Below are 18,214 nucleotides of genomic sequence, written 5' to 3'. Positions count from 1 at the left end.
TGCACCTACAACATCATGTTTGAGTGCAGGTTCCACATGATCCACAGGGAACCGGCAATCAAAATGAGGACAACGATGGCACTAAATACCAAGGAAATCATGTTCCATTGGCCTTGCTCTGACTTCACTTCCATATGCAGGAAGTAAGTAAAGTGCACAATCACCTGAACAATCGCACAACCAAACAGAATTGCGTAGGTTGTGGTCTCCGGCAAGCTTTGCGTGTAAGCAAAGTAGAACGGAATGATGGTTAGGATAAGTGAAAGGACAAAGCCTTTCACATAATCGCGGCTACCAGTGTCTGCAGTGTCGTGTTGATTACTCATTACATCACTCCTAGCAAGTAAACAATGGTGAAGACACAGATCCAAACGATATCAAGGAAGTGCCAGAACAAACTTAGACATTGGAAACGTGTCTTCACAGTGTCGGTCAAGCCTTTGCTGCTTAGCTGCTGGTAAGCAACCGCAAGCCAAATAAGACCGAAAGTCACGTGCAGACCGTGAGTACCAACTAGAGTAAAGAATGCAGATAGGAACGCGCTGCGCTGCGGACCAAAGCCTTCTTCAATCAGATGATGGAACTCGTAAATTTCCATGCCGATAAAGCCCAGACCTAATAGGAAGGTCACGATCATCCAGCGTTTCATGCCAGCAAGATCTTGGCGCTTCATCGAAATCATGCCAAAGCCAAACGTGATACTACTGAACAGTAGCAGCATGGTTTCAACAAATACGAATGGAATTTCGAAGATGTCTTTACCAATTGGGCCGCCAGCGTTGGCGCCAGAAAGTACTGCATAGGTCGCGAACAGAGTCGCAAACAAAATACAGTCACTCATCAGGTAGATCCAGAAGCCGAACAGTTTGTTGGCACCTGCATCGTGATGATGTTCATGAGCGTGAGTATCAGCGTGCATAGTTCGCCTCCATATCGTCTTCGCTGTCGTTGTCTTTGCTAGACGCTTTTGCCGCTTCCGCGAGTTGAGCACGACGTGCCGCTTCAATAGCTTTAATTTCTTCGACAGTTACGTAGTAATCGACGTCATCGTTGTAGCTGTGACGAATACATGTCACCACGATACCGATGAAGCTGATTGCTGCTAACCACCAGATGTACCAAATCATCGCAAAACCAAATACGGTTGCCCAAGCTGACACATACATACCTGTTGGGGTATTTTTCGGCATGTGAATTGGTTCGTATTCTTCTTCTTCCATTGGTTTGAATTCGCCACGCTCTTTTTGGTACCAGAACGCATCAAGTTCGTCGCCTTTTGGAATCTTAGCGAAGTTGTAGAACGGTGGTGGAGATGAGGTTGCCCACTCAAGAGTACGGCCATCCCACGGGTCACCCGTTAGGTCACGGTTTTGTGCACGGTCACGGAAGCTCACGTAGAACTGAATGAACTGACACAATACGCCTAGAGCGATAACCACAGTACCCGATGCTGCAACAGCAAGCAGTGGGAAGAAGTCTGGGTCGATGTTTTGGCTGATACGACGAGTCATACCCATAAAGCCAAGTGCGTATAGTGGTAGGAAGGCCATTAGGAAGCCTACGATCCAACATACAAATGCACGTTTACCCCAAGTTTCGTTCAGTGTATAGCCTGTTGCTTTCGGGAACCAGTAAGTGATTGCCGCAAAACAGCCGAATACAACACCGCCGATGATAACGTTGTGGAAGTGTGCGATCAGGAATACTGAGTTGTGTAGAACGAAGTCAGCACCTGGTACCGCCATCAGTACGCCAGTCATACCGCCGACACTGAAGGTGATAAGGAAACCCACCGTCCACAGCATTGGCGTGGTGAAACGAATGCGGCCTTTGTACATGGTAAATAGCCAGTTGAAAATCTTAACCCCGGTCGGAATCGAGATGATCATGGTGGCAATACCAAAGAAGGCGTTAACGTTGGCACCAGAACCCATGGTAAAGAAGTGGTGTAGCCATACTACGAAGGCTAGGACTGTGATAACAATCGTTGCCCACACCAGTGAGGTGTAACCAAACAGTTTCTTACGTGAGTATGTCGCGGTAACTTCTGAGAACACACCAAAGATTGGCAGAATCAGAATGTACACTTCAGGGTGACCCCATGCCCAAATCAGGTTGACATACATCATCATGTTGCCGCCCATGTCATTGGTAAAGAAGTGCATACCTAAATAACGGTCAAGCGTTAACAGTGCGATGGTCACGGTTAGGATTGGGAACGAGATGATGATCAGAATGTTGGCACATAGTGATGCCCAAGTGAACACTGGCATCTTCATCATTGGCATGCTTGGTGTACGCATACGGAAGATGGTGACAAAGAAGTTCACACCGGTAAGCGTAGTACCGACACCGGATATCTGTAGTGCCCATATCCAATAGTCGACCCCGACCCCTGGACTGGCAGCAATACCTGATAGTGGTGGGTAAGCAAGCCAACCAGTACGACCGAATTCACCCAAGCCTAACGACATGTTGGTTAGGATCACACCAACAACGAATAGCCAGAAGCTCAAGTTGTTGAGGTATGGGAATGCCACGTCACGCGCACCAATTTGCAGTGGCACGATGATGTTCATCAGACCGATAACCAATGGCATCGCGACAAAGAAAATCATGATCACGCCGTGGGCGGTGAAGATTTGGTCATAGTGGTGTTGCGGTAAGTAGCCAGCTTCGCCAGCCGATGATAACAGCTGTTGGCTACGCATCATGACCGCATCGGCAAAACCGCGGAGCAACATGACCATCGCAACTGCGATGTACATGAAGCCTAATTTTTTGTGGTCTACTGAAGTAAACCATTCATTCCATAAGTATTGCCATTTGCCCGCTTTGGTGATGGCTGCAACTACAGCAATACCCACTAGCGCGATCACGGTCAGAGTGACCATGATAATTGGCTCATGATATGGAACCGATTCGAGAGTTAATCTTCCGAACATAGGATTATCCTTCCTCTGAGACTAGGCATGCTGCGTCAAAGCTTGCGTTCATCGAACCTGGATACTGAGTCACTACGTTAGTAAACAGTTCTGGAACGACTTTAGAGTAATACGTCACTGGCGCATCGATAGATGGCTTAGCCAATGATTTATAAGCAGCAAGGTCTTCAAGGGTATCTGGGCTGGCTTTCACCTGTTGTACCCAGTTGTCGAAGCTGGCTTGGTCAGGCAGCGCGGTGGCAGTGAATTTCATGTGAGAGAAACCTTCACCACTGTAGCTGGCTGCAACGCCTTTGAAATCGCCTTCGTGATTTGCAATCAAGTGTAGACGCGTCACCATGCCAGGCATGGCGTAAATCTGACTACCTAAACGAGGGATAAAGAATGAGTTCATGATGTTGTCAGATGTCAGTTTGAATTGAACTGGTACATCTTTCGGGAACGCCACGTAGTTCACCGTTGCAATCTTTTGGTCTGGATAAATGAATAACCATTTCCAGTCTAAAGAGACCACTTCGATCGTCATGGGTTCGACATCACTCACTAACGGCTTGGAGGGTTCCAACTCGTGAGTAGAGTGCCAAGTGATGGTTCCCAAAATCGCGATGATGATGATTGGAATCGTCCAAACAATCACTTCGATTTTAGTTGAGTGCGACCATTCTGGCGCATACTCTTGATCCGTATTTGACGCGCGGTATTTAAAAGAGAAGTAGATAGTCATCAAAATTACTGGGATAACTACAATGAGCATCAACAGTAGTGATGTGATAATCAGTTCTTTTTCTTGAACACCAATAGCGCCTTTCGGATTAAGCAATGCAGAATCGCATCCCGAGAGCATAAGAACGGCTAACGCCAGACCAGCCCGCGGCAAGATGCTTTTATATCTTGAGGCTTCCATTAACTTTCTCGATGTCTTATGGACCTAGTCCAGAAGCCCTGCGTGGGCATCGCTGTCTAAACTAAGGTCGTTATCGTCATTAGAATATGTATGTGTTGAGCGTATTGTAATGTCGCACTTTCAATCGCAATCCCTTTCTCACATATGAAATCTGGTTAAAACCCTGCTTTTTATATGGTCAAAATGTTACAACTGAGAATGCAATGTTACAATCCTGCAATTATGCTTAGATCGTAAACGAACCTCACCACTTAAAATTGAAAACTTAGATTTCAATAATGGTTAATAGTATGGTGATCTGTTTCCTTGTATTTGATTTGGAATGACTATCGCAAAACCTCCGCAGCCCTAGTGGCATATAGGCACGTTACGGATGTGTTACTTCTGGCTTTGCCAATTAACCACTCGTTAACATTCATGTGGGGAATACCATTCTAGTTAACGGTTTTACCAAGTTGAAAAAATAATTGGATAAGTTGGCATGAATTTTGTCAAAGATGATTTTGGAACTGGGGAAATATGTTAACTGGATCAAAAACCTTGAACTTAGTAGGGAATAGCGGCGAACTTGGCGCATGTGTCACGTTTTTGCTCGTTAGGGCTACAAAAAGTGATGGGGATCTCAATTGTGATGTGCGTTCATAAAATCGGCAATTGCACCAAAATATAGCTAATAAAAATGACACAAATATAGTTGTGAAATTATTTACAATTATTTAATAAGAAAATTTATCCAAATTTAAATTAATTTAAGACACGACAATTAGGCCATGGAAATTAAATTCCATAGCCTAAAAGTGATAATAGGGTTCAAACTTTTTATTTAATAAGTATGGCATTAAATAATGAAGTGAAGACAATAACTTTCATTCCTTGAAAGGTGAGTCCACGTCCCTGTGACTGAGCTTTTTAGTCTAAATGCTGATAAAGACTAACGTCCACTTTATAGATGGCATTAAAAAAATACAAATGAATAACGCTATCAAAAATGGAATGATAATTTTCAAGTTTTCCGATTCCGAATCGTTTATTTATGGGTGTATATTTCAAAGCGTTTTCGGATAAAAATTATTTTATCTCTTCTAAAGGTAAGTCGTGAAAATTAATTATCATGGCTGAAATATTTCTGTGAATTTTTCTTCTCATCTTGGGAAATTTCATCTGACGGAACATTTCAGTAGTGAAGTTAACTTCTCAATTCACCATTTAGAAATTGAAACTGTAAGGTGATTTTATGGAAGCTAACAGCACAAGTGATTCAATCATGCTGGCAGGAAAGAGGATTCTGATCACTCAACTGGGTTTAGGCCTAGCGTTTGTTGTTTATGAACTCTTCTCTAACGGTGCGATTGGGGTTGAATCTGCTTTGACTGGCGTTGTGATTGCGATTGTTCCTTCGATGATCGGCATGATGTTCGCTTCTATGAAGTCGAAGATGAAACCCTCGGAGAGTCTGCGAGACTTAATGAATTTAAGTAGAAATATCAAACTGATATATACAATTATCATGTTTGTGTTGACGTTTAGATTCATGGCTCTTCGTAACATTGTGGTCTTGATTGCGTTTTGTGTGACTATGCTAGGTCATTTCTTGACGCCGTTGTTTAAAGACCAGGATGAAAGGAAGGCTTAAATGGCGAACGTTCAAACTGCTCATGAATACATCGAGCACCATCTGACCTTTCTCACTGTTGGCGAAGGCTGGTTCGGAATCAACCTCGACTCCATGATTATGGTGTGGTTGTTCGGGATTATTTTTATTCTTGCGTTCCGTTTTGCGGTGAGCAAAGGAACAAAAGGTGTTCCCGGTCGATTCCAGTGTTTGATTGAACTGATATTTGAATTTGTCGATGACCTCGTCAAAGAAATATTTCAATCAAAAGACAAATTAATAGGCCCATTAGCACTAACCATTTTTGTGTGGGTATTGTTAATGAACTCTATCGATTTGTTACCAATAGACTTCGTTCCGGCATTAACAAAAGCAATGGGAATTAGTCACTTCCGCGATTTACCGTCAGCTGACGTAAATGTCACCATGTCGATGGCATTGGGCGTATTTATTTTAGTTATCGGTTATACATTAAAAACCAAAGGTTTGATGGGTTTTATCAAAGAGCTAACGACACAGCCTTTTGACACTCCATTTTTGTACCCAGTGAATTTTATTTTAGAACTCGTAACACTGATTTCTAAACCAATTTCATTAGGTCTACGACTTTTCGGAAATATGTATGCAGGGGAAATGATCTTCATCCTGATTGCATTAATGCCTTGGTGGATGCAGTGGGCACTCAGTGTGCCGTGGGCATTGTTCCATATTCTAATCGTAATTCTTCAAGCCTTTATCTTTATGGTATTGACCGTGGTTTACCTCGGTATGGCAGTCGAAGAACATCATTAATTTTTTAATCTTAATACTTGAATTAATTTGTATTTTTAGGAGTTGTTATGGATATCGTTAGCGCAGTTCTATACGTAGCAGGTGCACTACTGATCGGTCTTGGCGCAGCAGGTGCTGCAGCAGGTATCGGTAATCTTGCTGGTAAATACCTAGAAGGCGTTGCTCGCCAACCAGATTTAACCCCAATGTTGCGTACTCAGTTCTTCATCATGATGGGTCTTGTGGACGCGGTACCTATGATCGGTGTTGGTATCGGTTTGTACATCATCTTCGCTGTAGCGTAATTCGAATACTTAATTTTCAACACGTTATAGATGTGAGGGTGCTATGAACATAAATGCTTCAATGTTAGGCCAAGCAATCTCGTTTGTGATTTTTGTCTGGTTATGCATGAAATACGTCTGGCCACCACTCGTAAAACTTCTCGACGAGCGCCGAGCTGAAATTGCGCAAGGCCTTGAACATACTGAAAAAGCGGCGAAAGAATTGTCGCTTGCGCAAGCGAACAGCGATCAAATCATTGCTGACGCGCGCAAAAAGGCTCAAGCCTTAATCGAGCAAGGTAAACAGCGTCAAGACCAACTGGTTGCAGACGCAGTGGAGCTGGCTAACCAAGAAAAAGCGCGCATCATCGAAGAAGGTAAAGCGAACGTCGACAATGAGCGCAACCGCATTCGTCAAGAGCTGAAAGAAGAGATGGCTGACCTGGTAATTGAAAGTGCCAGCAAGCTGATTCGTCACAACTTAGACAGTGCTTCAAACCGCGAGCTGGTGAACCAATTCATCAGTGAAATTTAAGGGGGCAGCGCATGTCTGAGATGACAGAAGTAGCTCAGCCTTATGCCAAAGCGGCGTTTGATTTCGCAAAGGAAAGCAACTGCTTAGACGATTGGCAACGTATGTTTGCCATCATCGAAATGGTACTGGAACAGCCTAAAGCGGCGATGGTTCTTGATGACCTCGATGAGAATGGTTCTGAGCAACCGCTACTTGATTTGATCCTATCTGCCGCAGGCGAATGGCTCGACAAGTACTTTGAGAACTTCCTTAAAGTGATGGCGGAAAATCAACGTTTAAAAGCGCTGAGTGACGTAATCGATCAGTTCCGCAAAATGAAAGCGGATTACGAACAAGTGATGACAGTGACAGTGTGGGCTTCCGAGCCTCTTGATCAGGAACAGCTAGAGCGGCTTACTGAGGCGTTAAAACGCAAACACGGTAAATCGATCACACTGGAACAGCAGCTGGATCCATCCCTTGTAGGTGGCGTGGTGATTAAGGCCGGAGAGACCGTTTACGACGGCAGTATCCAAGCCAATATTGACCGACTCTCCACTGACCTGCATGTTTAATGGGGTATAGAAATGCAATTAAATTCTAATGAAATTAGTGAACTAATCAGAGACCGTATCGTCAATTTTGACCTTCAAACTGAGGCTCAAAATGAAGGTACGATCGTATCGGTAAGTGACGGTATCATTACCATTCACGGCCTAGCGGACGTGATGCAAGGTGAGATGCTTGAACTGCCAGACAACCGTTATGCCCTAGCGCTTAACTTAGAGCGCCACTCTGTGGGTGCGGTAGTCATGGGTCCTTACGCTGACTTGTCTGAAGGCATGAAAGTAAAAGGCACCGGCCGTATTCTTGAAGTGCCTGTTGGTCCTGGTTTGCTTGGTCGTGTAGTAAACACGCTTGGTCAACCTATCGACGGTAAAGGCGCAGTTGATTACGTGCAAATGGATCCTGTTGAAGTTATCGCACCGGGTGTAATCGACCGTAAATCGGTAGATACGCCAATCCAAACCGGTTATAAAGCCGTTGACTCTATGGTGCCAATCGGCCGTGGTCAGCGTGAGCTTATCATCGGTGACCGTCAAACCGGTAAAACCGCGATGGCGATCGATGCGATCATCAACCAGAAATCTCTTGGCGTAAAAGCGATTTACGTTGCTATCGGCCAAAAAGCGTCAACCATCGCTAACGTGGTTCGCAAGCTAGAAGAGCACGGCGCACTTGAAAACACTATCGTTGTGGTGGCGTCAGCATCTGAAGCAGCAGCGCTACAATATCTAGCACCATACGCAGGCTGTACCATGGGTGAATACTTCCGCGACCGCGGTGAAGATGCCCTAATCGTGTACGATGACTTGTCTAAACAAGCGGTTGCGTATCGTCAAATTTCACTATTGTTGAAACGTCCACCGGGTCGTGAAGCCTTCCCTGGCGACGTATTCTACTTACACTCTCGCCTTCTAGAGCGTGCTGCGCGCGTTAACGAAGACTACGTAGAGCGCTTCACTAACGGTGAAGTGAAAGGCAAAACCGGTTCTTTAACTGCGTTGCCGATTATCGAAACCCAAGCGGGTGACGTATCAGCGTTCGTACCAACCAACGTAATCTCGATTACCGACGGTCAAATCTTCTTGCAGACTCAGCTATTTAACTCAGGCTTACGTCCAGCGGTTGACCCAGGTATCTCGGTATCTCGTGTGGGCGGCGCTGCGCAAACCAAGATCATCAAGAAACTGTCTGGTGGTATTCGTACCGCACTGGCTCAGTACCGCGAACTTGCGGCATTTGCCCAGTTCTCGTCTGACCTTGACGAAACCACTCGTCGCCAGTTAGACCATGGTGAAAAAGTAACTGAACTGATGAAACAGAAACAGTACTCACCAATGACAGTGGCAGAGCAAGCTCTGGCAATCTTCTCAGCTGAGAAAGGTTTCCTTGGTGATATAGAACTCAGCGATATCGCTAAGTTTGAAGAAGATCTGCTGTCTTATGCGCGTCAAAACGTTCAGCCGCTACTCGACAAGATCAACCAAACGGGTGATTACAACGATGAGATTGAGCGCGAATTGCAAAGTCTGCTAGAGAAATTCGTCGCAGTGCATTCGTAGAGCAATCATCGCGTCATTAGTAGGAGTCCGTTATGGCAAATACCAAAGAGATTCGCACCAAGATCGCCAGCGTAGCGAATACGCAAAAGATCACCAGTGCAATGCAAATGGTCGCCGCCAGTAAAATGCGCAAAGTGCAGGACAACATGGAGGCATCCAGACCTTACGCGCGCAACATGCGTAAGGTAATTGGCCACGTATCTTCGGGTACGTTGGAATATAGCCATCCGTTGCTTCAAGAGCGCGAAATTAAGCGTGTGGCCTACATCATCATCTCCTCTGACCGTGGTTTATGTGGTGGTTTGAACAGTAACTTGTTCAAAAAGGTGATGGCTGACATGCAAGAGTGGCAGGAAAAAGGCGTTGAGGTGGATACCACCTTAATCGGCTCTAAAGCGATTGGCTTTTTCCGCTCTTTTGGCAAGGTGATTGCGCAAACGTCTGGTTTAGGCGATAAGCCGCGAGTCGAAGATCTGCTCGGCACCGTGAATGCGATGATGGAGCACTACTCAGAAGGGAATATCGACCGTCTGTACCTAGTGTGTAACCAATTCGTCAATACCATGGTGCAACAACCGCGTGTGATTCAGATGTTGCCGTTCCCGAAAGAAGATATCGAACGCGATAAAGACGCTCGATGGGACTACATCTACGAACAAGCGCCTCGCGACATTCTTGATCACTTGATTCAACGTTACGTGGAATCTTTGGTGTACCAAGGTGTGGTTGAGAGTATCGCCTGTGAGCAAGCAGCGCGCATGATGTCCATGCAAGCCGCAACCGATAACGCTGGCCAACTGATCGAAGATCTGCAGCTGGTTTACAACAAAGCTCGTCAGGCCGCCATCACTCAAGAACTGAGTGAAATCGTTTCAGGCGCTCAAGCGGTTTAAGAAAAGAATTTGAGGTTTTAATTATGAGTACTGGCAAAATCGTCAAAGTCATCGGTGCGGTGGTCGACGTAGAGTTCGAGCAAAATCAAGGTCCGAAAGTCTACGACGCGCTACAAGTCGCTGCTGGCGATCAAACATTGATGCTAGAAGTACAACAACAGCTAGGTGGTGGTGTTGTACGTTGTATCGCAATGGGTACATCAGATGGTCTACGACGTGGCTTATCTGTTGAGTCAACTGGTCACCCAATTACCGTTCCTGTCGGCGAAGAAACACTTGGCCGTATCATGAACGTGCTTGGTGAGCCAATCGATGAATGTGGCCCAATCGGTGAAAAAATGTCTTACGAGATTCACCGTGAAGCGCCAAGCTACGAAGATCAGGCAAACAGTACTGACCTTTTGGAAACCGGCGTAAAAGTTATCGACCTTATCTGTCCTTTTGCGAAAGGTGGTAAAATCGGTCTGTTCGGTGGTGCGGGTGTAGGTAAGACCGTTAACATGATGGAGCTTATCAATAACATCGCGAAAGCGCACTCTGGTCTATCTGTATTTACCGGTGTAGGGGAACGTACTCGTGAGGGTAACGACTTCTACTACGAGATGAAAGAAGCGGGCGTACTGGACAAAGTAGCCATGGTTTACGGTCAGATGAACGAGCCACCGGGTAACCGTCTTCGCGTTGCATTGACCGGTTTGACTATCGCAGAACGTTTCCGTGACGAAGGTCGTGACGTACTGTTGTTCGTTGATAACATCTACCGTTACACCCTTGCGGGTACCGAAGTATCTGCACTGCTTGGCCGTATGCCATCAGCGGTAGGTTACCAGCCAACACTGGCGGAAGAGATGGGTGTTCTGCAAGAGCGTATCACGTCAACCAAGTCTGGTTCGATCACTTCTATCCAAGCGGTATACGTACCCGCGGATGACTTGACCGACCCATCGCCAGCGACTACGTTCGCCCACTTGGATGCAACGGTTGTATTGTCTCGTAACATCGCAGCGCTAGGTTTGTACCCAGCGATCGACCCACTTGACTCAACGTCTCGCCAGCTTGATCCTTTGGTTGTTGGTCAAGAGCACTACGACGTTGCCCAACAAGTGCAAATGACACTGCAACGCTACAAAGAGCTAAAAGACATCATCGCCATCCTAGGTATGGACGAGCTGTCTGAAGACGACAAGCGTTTGGTATCTCGCGCACGTAAAGTGGAGCGTTTCTTGACTCAGCCTTACCACGTAGCGGAAGTCTTTACTGGCCAACCAGGTGTATTTGTACCACTTAAAGACACCATCTCTGGCTTTAAAGAGCTGCTAGAAGGTAAGTACGATGACATCCCAGAGCAGGCATTCCTGTACTGCGGTACCATCAACGAAGTGCTTGAAAAAGCGAAAACGCTGTAACGCGCGGGAGGCATCATGGCAATAGGGGTTTCACAAAATACGTTTCAATTGAACGTGGTCAGTGCAGAGGGAAATTTGTATTCCGGCCCGGCTCATGCCCTTGCTGTTGCAGGCCAAGACGGTGAACTCGGCATTCGTCCGGGTCACTCTCCGCTGATCAGTAAACTCAAACCTGGGGTCGCCCGTATTCAGGGCGACCTGCAAAAGCCAGAAGAGATTTTGTATGTTTCTGGTGGCTTGGTGGAAGTTCAAGCTGATGTGGTGACTGTGCTGGCGGATACCGCTTTGCATGGTAAAGACATCGACAGTTCTCGCGCGGAAGCGGCGCGTAAAGCGGCAGAAGAGAACATTCGTCACCACGATGACAACCTTAGCTTTGCTCAGGCTCAGCTCGAGTTGTCCAAAGCTTTGGCCCAGCTTAAAGCGTTTGAATTGAGCATGAAAACCCGTCGTTAATCGAGTTGTGATACTCAAACGGCTGCTAAAAACCACCTTAGGGTGGTTTTTTTATGTCTGCAATCTGGCGAGCTAACTTGTTGTATTGGCGTTGATATGTCGGTTAAGCCGCAATAAAAAACGCCCACCGAAGTGAGCGTTTACTTGCTTGGTTTCATTGATTGATGGTGTAGAAATCGCGTCTTAGCGTGACTGAATCACATAGCGTGACTGAAGAATATCGCGTTACTGCAGCATATTGGCGTAGACTTGCAAGCCGCGCTCGGTGAGTGAATACACTCGACCTTCCTCTTTCTCAACCAGTTTGCTATTGACCAGATGTTTAAGGTGAAAGTTGAATTTGGTGTGATCTTGAATGCCTACCACACGGCATAAATCCATGAATTTAAGCTTGTGATGCACTTTTAACTGCTTCACCACCATGCGGCGAATCGGGTTCGATAGCGAACTGAAAATCACATCGCGGTCTTCATCATCCATGATTACTTTTGGTGCGTGTTCAGCGTGAACGCGTTTCAGCGTTATCGATAACGAAGGTAAGTTGAATGGCTTAGTGAGGAACTCATCGGCGCCTTTTTTCATCGCATCGACCGCCAAATCGACGGTGGCAAAGGCAGTGGTGATGATAATACCGATATTAGGTTGTAAGCGGCGCAGCGAGGTGAGGGCGTCAATGCCAGTAATACCAGACATCACCACATCAAACAGGGCCAGATCATAGGTTTGCTCGGCAGCGGCGTCCAGCGCGTCTTCGGCGCAGTGACAGGCGGTCACATCAAACGATTCGAGGGTTAGCGCTTCTACTAAGGCTTCACGCAGCTGTTGATCGTCTTCAGCAAGCAAAAGTTTTAAATTCATGACCGTTTCCTCGGCAATTGGACTTCAACCGTTAAACCATGAGGATTATTGTTGATTACGATCTCACCGCCATGTTGCAGGACAATTTTTTTGCAGATAGCTAGCCCCATTCCCGTTCCTTCACCGACCGCTTTGGTGGTGAAAAACGGCGTCATCATCTTATCCAAAATCGCGTTTGATACACCGCCGGCATAGTCGGCGATTTGAATGACCGCGTTTTTTTTCGCTTGGAAAGAGTGAATCGAAATAAGCTTATCGCTGGTGTTGGTACTGGCATCGATGGCATTGCCAATAATATTGGTCAGCACCTGTTCGATAAGGCCAGCGTCGCCATCGATAGTAAGCTCTGCGTCGAGATCGGTCTCCACGGTAAAGTCGCTTAAGCGAAATTGATTAAGCGATAACGCGGATCTAATCACATCAGACAAAATCACGGTATCGCGTTTAAGGTTACTCTGGTGCGCGTAATTGAGCACTTCTTGGCTAATTTCAGCCGCACGCGACAGGCCAAGGCGAATGCGATCAAGTTGGCGTTCGCTGGTCTGTCTTTGTTGTTCATCCGCTTGAAGGTGCAGGTGATGGCTGAGAATATCGCAGCTCATCAACGCGCTACTGAGCGGAGTTTTAATCTCATGGGCGATGGCAGAAGTGAGTTCGCCCAGTTCTCGAAGTTTTTGGTTTTGCAGCGATAGCGCCAGTGCTTCTTCAATCAGTTGTGAGTGCTCTTCATCAAACACCCGCAGCACAGACCAAGTCGCCACCGCCAGCACCACAGCGAAACCGCAGCGCAATGCGATAATTGACGAGCCCCAAGCGGTGTTCAAGCCACCAATACTCAAGCTATACAGCACCACCGCCAGCCCCATTAAAGTAAAAGGCAGTGCTTTGCTATATCCCTGACGGCTGATGGTGGCGCCGTAACGGATTATGGCAATACCGCTTAGCACTCCGCACACCAAACCAAATATCCACTGCATGTGCAATGTGACTTGGTTGAGGTACGCAAAATACTCCAGTGCATTGTAGTGATAGGCCGCGCCGATAAAAAACACCGCGGTCAGCGCCAAAACGCCTTGTCGCAAACGGCGCATTAAGCGCCAGCGTGTTAGCGGCAGCATATGCCAGCAAAACAGCGTCAGTGCCAGCATCGAAGCGCACAGTTCAATGGTATGAATGGTTTCCAGCCAGCGCTGAGGCTCGGCTTGCTGAGCGTACATCACAGTGTAGAGCTCAAACCATTCGTGAAAGCCACGCAGCAAACAGAACAGTGCTAAAAACGGTAAAACCTTGGCGATGGCAATGCGACTGATTTGCAGTTTTCTAAACAATATGGCAAAGGAGATAGCAAAAAGTGCTAAGCCATGAAATAGATAAAACTTAAAAATAATCAGCATGTCCATCGGCTCAGTCTATGCCAGTGCACAATACCGAGCAATGAGATTTCACTGCCATTCGCTCACAGTAATTTTCCAAAAATGAAGGCTGAATTTAGAAGTCAGCATCCTGTTGAAAAATCATGTGTTGTTTGGTGTAAGGATGGTCGAATTCAAGAGTTTCTGCGTGCAGATGCAAGCGCTTATCACGGGTGCCATACAGGCCATCGCCAACCATCGCCATATTCAGCCCAAGGTGATGGGCGCAGTGCACGCGTAGTTGATGAGTGCGCCCGGTATGTGGGTACAAAAACACCTTACTTTGGCCGTGTTTGGTTTCGATCTCTTGCCACTCGGTACGCGCGGGTTTGCCGTGTTCAAAACACACCAGTTGGCGCGGTCTGTCATCTGGGTCGCCGCGCATTGGCAGGTTGATTTCACCGCTTGGCGACGGGACTTCGCCATCAAGCAGGGCAACGTAGCGTTTTTTCACCGTGCGGCTGATGAACTGTTTTTGCAAACTTTTATTGGCGCGGCGAGTTAATGCAAACACCAGCAGTCCAGAGGTCGCCATATCAAGGCGATGGATAACAAACGGGCCTTCAACGTCTGAAAATTGCTGCTGCAAGCGCGTGAACGCTGAATCGCTGATGGTCTTGCCCGGCACCGACAATAATCCGGATGGCTTGTTGACCACCACCATCGCATCATCTTGATACAGCAGCGCCATTTCAATGTTCTCAGCCCAAGGCTTTTCAAGCGGGTTGGCTTCGACATTCAAGCCGTTAAGCATATGGCTGAGGATCGGGTGGCATTTACTGTGACACGAAGGGTAGAACTGGCCATGTTTGCGCACTTCCGATTTGGGCGACACACCCCACCAAAACTCCGCCATTGCGATTGGCGTATAGTGATGGGCAAAGGCGTACTGGAGCATTTTCGGCGCTGCGCATTCACCAGCGCCAGCGGGTGGCACGTTAAGACCGGTCTGGGCAAAAATAGCGTTTAAGCCGCGGGTTTGACCCAGTCCGTTGAGAAACTGGTATTGATCAAAGAGCTTTTTCTGCAGCGCATGAGAAAGCTGTTTACGTGTTGCCTTCAGGGTTTCTAATTGGCGTTGCAGTTCGCTAAGTTGCTCAGTTACGGCGGTGATTTTGTCTTGCCACTCAAGTTTTAAATATTTGAGGGTATTTTTATCGGCGACACTGGCTTTAGCGAGCGAATCTAGCGCTGCATTCAGCGCCTCGCCGCTAAGGGTTTGCTCGGCTTGGCTGCGCTCCAGCTTGCGCGCAGCGCGCGCGGCAATCATCTGTTCGCGCTGAGTCGCTTCTGCTTGCTGATAATCTGCATTTAGAGTGGCAAGCTGCTCTGTGAGTTCGACAAACCGTTGGCTTTGGCTAAGAGTGGTCACTTGGTGGTTAATTTCGGTGATTTCGCTCAGTTCAGTGCGAAAAAAGCTGTCTTTTGCCAACATATCAAAGACGGGGGGCACAAATCCGGGCAGCAAATTTTGATCGGCAATTTTGCCAGAAAATGCCGCTAAATAACCCAGTTCGCCTTGCGTATTCTTCACCACCAGAACACCAAACATTTTGCCGATCGCCGCCGAATTGGGCTGACCGCTTTGCAAAGCGTCAACACCGAAATCATGCTGCCAATCCGTTTGGCTGATGAGATGTTCTTGTAGCTGCTTGGCGGCCAATTCACACAATGGATGTGGCTGATAATAAAACGGGAAAGTGAACTGCTCGGGCAGATCAATCGCGTTGATATCCGCTTGAAAGGAAATAAAGCAAGGGTCTGTGTGTGGCATAGCAAAATAACGTCAAGTGAGCTTAGGCGGCGATTGTACATAAATCGCGCCGAATTGCTATTGGCTTGCCGTATTTGGTCCGCAGCGTCTTTGTACCACCATCACTTAACACGATGAAATGGGGGGCGGAACCTTCAAAGAAAGGGGGAGAAGAAGATTCCGCGCCGCCCAAAGTGTCCCGTAATCGCGCGTTTTAATGCCTTGTCACATCGCCATCGCTGGCTGAGGTGCTTGGCGCGCATCAAGAGCAAACAACGGGTTGTTTAGCTGGTTTTGCACTTTAAAGAAAAACGCTTCGCGGCGCTTTTCAAGCAAGTTTTCTATCAGCCGCTCTTTAGCACCTTCGCCGAAATGGAGCGCATGCTGCTTAACCTGAGTGATCTCTGCGTGATTAAGTTGATAGACTTCGGATTGGATCTGCGCTTCAGCTTCCTTTCTGATTAAACCTTGAAACTGCAGCAACTGAATAATAATTCGGTCTAACTGATGTGTTTTCTTTGCCATAACTGATGAATTTCTATTGTTATTATTTGGTCCTTTGGTTGTTACTATGCGGCAAAGATCCTCAAGGATTAAACAACGTATTGTTTGCGATGTGACATGGGTTCTGAAACCAATAAATCGGCAGATAAGCGCTGAATATTCATGCATTCAAAGCTTGGATCAGCTTATCAATTTTGCTGCAAATATAAGCTTTTATAAGCAATTTTTTGCGCTCAAAAATTCATTAGTCATTTAGTTTAAAGGTGGAGAAAAGTACCAATCTTTGTCGATTGCCTGCACATGAAAGGTGTTCTGATGCATATTGAGGCCATTCATCATCGTCACAGATATTCTCATTCGTGGTGTTGATGGATGAATGACTTTTTATGTATGGCAATAAAGGACACAAAGATGGTTGTTTTTGGTGAGACGAATACCGATGGCACAGGTTCAGCGGCGAATCTTAGCGAGACGAATGGCGAGAGCATCGGCCTGCTTGACTGGCAGTTCGACAGCATTGCTTATTTTCTTCACGATAACTTTGTTTATGAAGGAGAGAATATTTACGCGTCAATCCAAAATGTTGATCTGACCTTTGCACTGGATGTCACCAATAATGCTGAGTGGAATCAAACTGGTTTGAAAGAGGTGTCGGTAACCGATGGTCAATTGCAAAACGATGGTGAATTTAGCCAAATCAATATCAGCGGCTTTGTCGACGTACATATTGATAGCAGCGATATGATCGAATGGCTACCTGATTATGAAGTGCTTGATATCAGCGTTTATGAGGCCAAACGCGGCGCGATTGATGTTACGGGTGTGACCAATGATGTGCATATCGAAATTACCCCATACAGCAACGGTGAAGGCTGGAGTAACACCTTCAGTGTTGCAACTGGCGAAGGCGACGATCACATTTCTTTTGATGCCTTTATCAATCCAAATCGCTTAGCTGCCAGCACTTCACGTTGGACCGAATTCGACGTTAACTTGGGCAGTGGCGATGATACCTTCTACTACGCATTAACCGATGCTGAACTCGCTGGCGCAAAGCGCCTGGTTGAAGGCGGTGAGGGTTTTGACACGCTGACACTCAGCACCGATACCGACGATTTAAGCTTTAGCGATTTCGAACTTGTCACCTGCACCTCGAACTCTGGCGTGTCACTGAGCGTTGATAGCGATCTTCTGGCTGAAAATGCAAGCGAGCTCGGTTTCATTCTCGATGATGTCAGCGCGCAATTTAGCGATGACTACACCAGCATCGAAGTGGCCGATTTAAGCCAAGCGCAAAGCAATTACCTTAGCGAGCATGACCTTGATAGCAGCGAGTTTGCTGCGGTGACGGTCACTTACGGCGATGAAAGCTATACGCTGCTGACTAATGAAGTGAGCGATGCTTGGAGTTAATCCAAGTTATACCCGTCTTACTTGAAGCTGCAGCGGTGTTGGCTACGTTTGTTCACCCCAATCACATAGTTATCTATGCTCATGGGGCCTCACTCACTTGCCGCCTACCTGCAACTCCAAGTACTTTGGGTATATATCGCTGATGCTTTTAAAGTGAGTAAAAAGGCTTCCCGCGGGAAGCCTTTGTTGATCTTAAGTTTTGATTGCTTTGAGCCAAGGGTTATCAACCTGGTACGGATTTCATCATACTGGCGCTGGCGACTTGTTTGCGCCGCTCGCCCATCACCAAGAGCAAACGTTGCAGGCCGATAAAGCCAAACAGCAAAATGCCGACGATAATTTTGGTCCACCACGAACTGAGCG

The 18,214-nt window shown here is 46.8% G+C and carries 18 protein-coding genes; 10 read left to right on the top strand and 8 right to left on the bottom strand.

The window, feature by feature from the left end; all coding sequences use genetic code 11:
- Positions 1-5 precede the first annotated feature (5 nt).
- The 4 genes from cyoD to cyoA are packed head-to-tail and all read right to left on the bottom strand — an operon-like array spanning position 6 to position 3,849.
- Positions 6-326 carry a cytochrome o ubiquinol oxidase subunit IV gene (gene cyoD, locus BLS03_RS03325; protein ID WP_093269663.1) on the bottom strand — a complete coding sequence of 107 codons (321 nt, stop codon included), beginning with the start codon at positions 324-326 and terminating at the stop codon, positions 6-8.
- A complete protein-coding gene (cyoC, locus tag BLS03_RS03320) occupies positions 326-919 on the bottom strand; it encodes a cytochrome o ubiquinol oxidase subunit III (RefSeq protein ID WP_093269661.1) in 594 nt (197 codons plus the stop codon). Before cyoC ends, cyoD begins: the two co-directional genes overlap by 1 nt.
- Positions 909-2,945: a cytochrome o ubiquinol oxidase subunit I gene (cyoB, locus tag BLS03_RS03315; protein ID WP_093269658.1), complete on the bottom strand. Its 2,037-nt coding sequence runs from the start codon at positions 2,943-2,945 to the stop codon at positions 909-911. The genes cyoC and cyoB overlap by 11 nt, the downstream gene beginning before the upstream one ends.
- Positions 2,946-2,949: 4 nt before the next feature.
- On the bottom strand, positions 2,950-3,849 hold the full coding sequence (gene cyoA, locus BLS03_RS03310; RefSeq protein ID WP_093269656.1) for a ubiquinol oxidase subunit II: 900 nt from the start codon (positions 3,847-3,849) through the stop codon (positions 2,950-2,952).
- A 1,234-nt stretch (positions 3,850-5,083) separates the two neighbouring features.
- On the opposite strand from cyoA, the gene BLS03_RS03305 reads away from it, so the two are divergent.
- The 9 genes from BLS03_RS03305 to BLS03_RS03265 are packed head-to-tail and all read left to right on the top strand — an operon-like array spanning position 5,084 to position 11,911.
- Positions 5,084-5,482, top strand: a complete 399-nt coding sequence (locus BLS03_RS03305) for a hypothetical protein (protein ID WP_093269653.1) — start codon at positions 5,084-5,086, stop codon at positions 5,480-5,482.
- Positions 5,483-6,253 (top strand): F0F1 ATP synthase subunit A, encoded by a 771-nt coding sequence (gene atpB / locus BLS03_RS03300; protein WP_093269650.1) that lies wholly within the window; start codon positions 5,483-5,485, stop codon positions 6,251-6,253. It begins immediately after the preceding gene.
- Positions 6,254-6,300: 47 nt separating this feature from the next.
- Positions 6,301-6,537 (top strand): F0F1 ATP synthase subunit C, encoded by a 237-nt coding sequence (gene atpE, locus BLS03_RS03295; RefSeq protein WP_004727739.1) that lies wholly within the window; start codon positions 6,301-6,303, stop codon positions 6,535-6,537.
- 43 nt (positions 6,538-6,580) lie between these two features.
- Positions 6,581-7,051: a F0F1 ATP synthase subunit B gene (locus tag BLS03_RS03290; protein WP_093269647.1), complete on the top strand. Its 471-nt coding sequence runs from the start codon at positions 6,581-6,583 to the stop codon at positions 7,049-7,051.
- Between the two features lie 11 nt (positions 7,052-7,062).
- Positions 7,063-7,605, top strand: coding sequence for a F0F1 ATP synthase subunit delta (locus tag BLS03_RS03285; RefSeq protein ID WP_093269645.1), 543 nt, complete (start codon positions 7,063-7,065; stop codon positions 7,603-7,605).
- A 12-nt stretch (positions 7,606-7,617) separates the two neighbouring features.
- Positions 7,618-9,156 carry a F0F1 ATP synthase subunit alpha gene (gene atpA, locus BLS03_RS03280; RefSeq protein WP_093269643.1) on the top strand — a complete coding sequence of 513 codons (1,539 nt, stop codon included), beginning with the start codon at positions 7,618-7,620 and terminating at the stop codon, positions 9,154-9,156.
- A gap of 32 nt (positions 9,157-9,188) precedes the next feature.
- A complete protein-coding gene (atpG, locus tag BLS03_RS03275; RefSeq protein WP_093269641.1) occupies positions 9,189-10,049 on the top strand; it encodes a F0F1 ATP synthase subunit gamma in 861 nt (286 codons plus the stop codon).
- Positions 10,050-10,072: 23 nt separating this feature from the next.
- Positions 10,073-11,455 carry a F0F1 ATP synthase subunit beta gene (gene atpD, locus BLS03_RS03270; RefSeq protein WP_093269637.1) on the top strand — a complete coding sequence of 461 codons (1,383 nt, stop codon included), beginning with the start codon at positions 10,073-10,075 and terminating at the stop codon, positions 11,453-11,455.
- A 15-nt stretch (positions 11,456-11,470) separates the two neighbouring features.
- On the top strand, positions 11,471-11,911 hold the full coding sequence (locus BLS03_RS03265) for a F0F1 ATP synthase subunit epsilon (protein WP_093269634.1): 441 nt from the start codon (positions 11,471-11,473) through the stop codon (positions 11,909-11,911).
- A 225-nt stretch (positions 11,912-12,136) separates the two neighbouring features.
- On the opposite strand, the gene BLS03_RS03260 is transcribed toward BLS03_RS03265, so the two are convergent.
- From BLS03_RS03260 to BLS03_RS03245, 4 genes are all read right to left on the bottom strand, one after another.
- Positions 12,137-12,769 (bottom strand): response regulator, encoded by a 633-nt coding sequence (locus BLS03_RS03260; protein WP_093269631.1) that lies wholly within the window; start codon positions 12,767-12,769, stop codon positions 12,137-12,139.
- Positions 12,766-14,169 carry a sensor histidine kinase gene (locus BLS03_RS03255; protein ID WP_093269629.1) on the bottom strand — a complete coding sequence of 468 codons (1,404 nt, stop codon included), beginning with the start codon at positions 14,167-14,169 and terminating at the stop codon, positions 12,766-12,768. The genes BLS03_RS03260 and BLS03_RS03255 overlap by 4 nt, the downstream gene beginning before the upstream one ends.
- A gap of 88 nt (positions 14,170-14,257) precedes the next feature.
- Complete coding sequence (locus BLS03_RS03250; protein WP_093269626.1) at positions 14,258-15,955, bottom strand: RluA family pseudouridine synthase; 1,698 nt, start codon at positions 15,953-15,955, stop codon at positions 14,258-14,260.
- Between the two features lie 204 nt (positions 15,956-16,159).
- Complete coding sequence (locus tag BLS03_RS03245) at positions 16,160-16,459, bottom strand: hypothetical protein (protein WP_245696560.1); 300 nt, start codon at positions 16,457-16,459, stop codon at positions 16,160-16,162.
- A gap of 390 nt (positions 16,460-16,849) precedes the next feature.
- Here BLS03_RS03245 and BLS03_RS03240 point away from each other — a divergent pair, with 390 nt between their 5' ends.
- Positions 16,850-17,851, top strand: a complete 1,002-nt coding sequence (locus BLS03_RS03240; protein ID WP_093269623.1) for a hypothetical protein — start codon at positions 16,850-16,852, stop codon at positions 17,849-17,851.
- Positions 17,852-18,214: the final 363 nt, after the last annotated feature.

Origin of the sequence: Vibrio xiamenensis (assembly GCF_900100015.1) — a bacterium.
In the GTDB taxonomy this organism is placed as follows: domain Bacteria; phylum Pseudomonadota; class Gammaproteobacteria; order Enterobacterales; family Vibrionaceae; genus Vibrio; species Vibrio xiamenensis.
Note: the sequence above shows the minus strand (reverse complement) of the source record. Positions and strands in the feature narration are given on the sequence as shown.

Coding starts and splice junctions, on each gene's coding strand:
- cyoD (WP_093269663.1), bottom strand. CDS start 326: ATGAGTAATCAACACGACACTGCAGACACTGGTAGCCGCGATTATGTG.
- cyoC (WP_093269661.1), bottom strand. CDS start 919: ATGCACGCTGATACTCACGCTCATGAACATCATCACGATGCAGGTGCC.
- cyoB (WP_093269658.1), bottom strand. CDS start 2,945: ATGTTCGGAAGATTAACTCTCGAATCGGTTCCATATCATGAGCCAATT.
- cyoA (WP_093269656.1), bottom strand. CDS start 3,849: ATGGAAGCCTCAAGATATAAAAGCATCTTGCCGCGGGCTGGTCTGGCG.
- BLS03_RS03305 (WP_093269653.1), top strand. CDS start 5,084: ATGGAAGCTAACAGCACAAGTGATTCAATCATGCTGGCAGGAAAGAGG.
- atpB (WP_093269650.1), top strand. CDS start 5,483: ATGGCGAACGTTCAAACTGCTCATGAATACATCGAGCACCATCTGACC.
- atpE (WP_004727739.1), top strand. CDS start 6,301: ATGGATATCGTTAGCGCAGTTCTATACGTAGCAGGTGCACTACTGATC.
- BLS03_RS03290 (WP_093269647.1), top strand. CDS start 6,581: ATGAACATAAATGCTTCAATGTTAGGCCAAGCAATCTCGTTTGTGATT.
- BLS03_RS03285 (WP_093269645.1), top strand. CDS start 7,063: ATGTCTGAGATGACAGAAGTAGCTCAGCCTTATGCCAAAGCGGCGTTT.
- atpA (WP_093269643.1), top strand. CDS start 7,618: ATGCAATTAAATTCTAATGAAATTAGTGAACTAATCAGAGACCGTATC.
- atpG (WP_093269641.1), top strand. CDS start 9,189: ATGGCAAATACCAAAGAGATTCGCACCAAGATCGCCAGCGTAGCGAAT.
- atpD (WP_093269637.1), top strand. CDS start 10,073: ATGAGTACTGGCAAAATCGTCAAAGTCATCGGTGCGGTGGTCGACGTA.
- BLS03_RS03265 (WP_093269634.1), top strand. CDS start 11,471: ATGGCAATAGGGGTTTCACAAAATACGTTTCAATTGAACGTGGTCAGT.
- BLS03_RS03260 (WP_093269631.1), bottom strand. CDS start 12,769: ATGAATTTAAAACTTTTGCTTGCTGAAGACGATCAACAGCTGCGTGAA.
- BLS03_RS03255 (WP_093269629.1), bottom strand. CDS start 14,169: ATGGACATGCTGATTATTTTTAAGTTTTATCTATTTCATGGCTTAGCA.
- BLS03_RS03250 (WP_093269626.1), bottom strand. CDS start 15,955: ATGCCACACACAGACCCTTGCTTTATTTCCTTTCAAGCGGATATCAAC.
- BLS03_RS03245 (WP_245696560.1), bottom strand. CDS start 16,459: ATGGCAAAGAAAACACATCAGTTAGACCGAATTATTATTCAGTTGCTG.
- BLS03_RS03240 (WP_093269623.1), top strand. CDS start 16,850: ATGGTTGTTTTTGGTGAGACGAATACCGATGGCACAGGTTCAGCGGCG.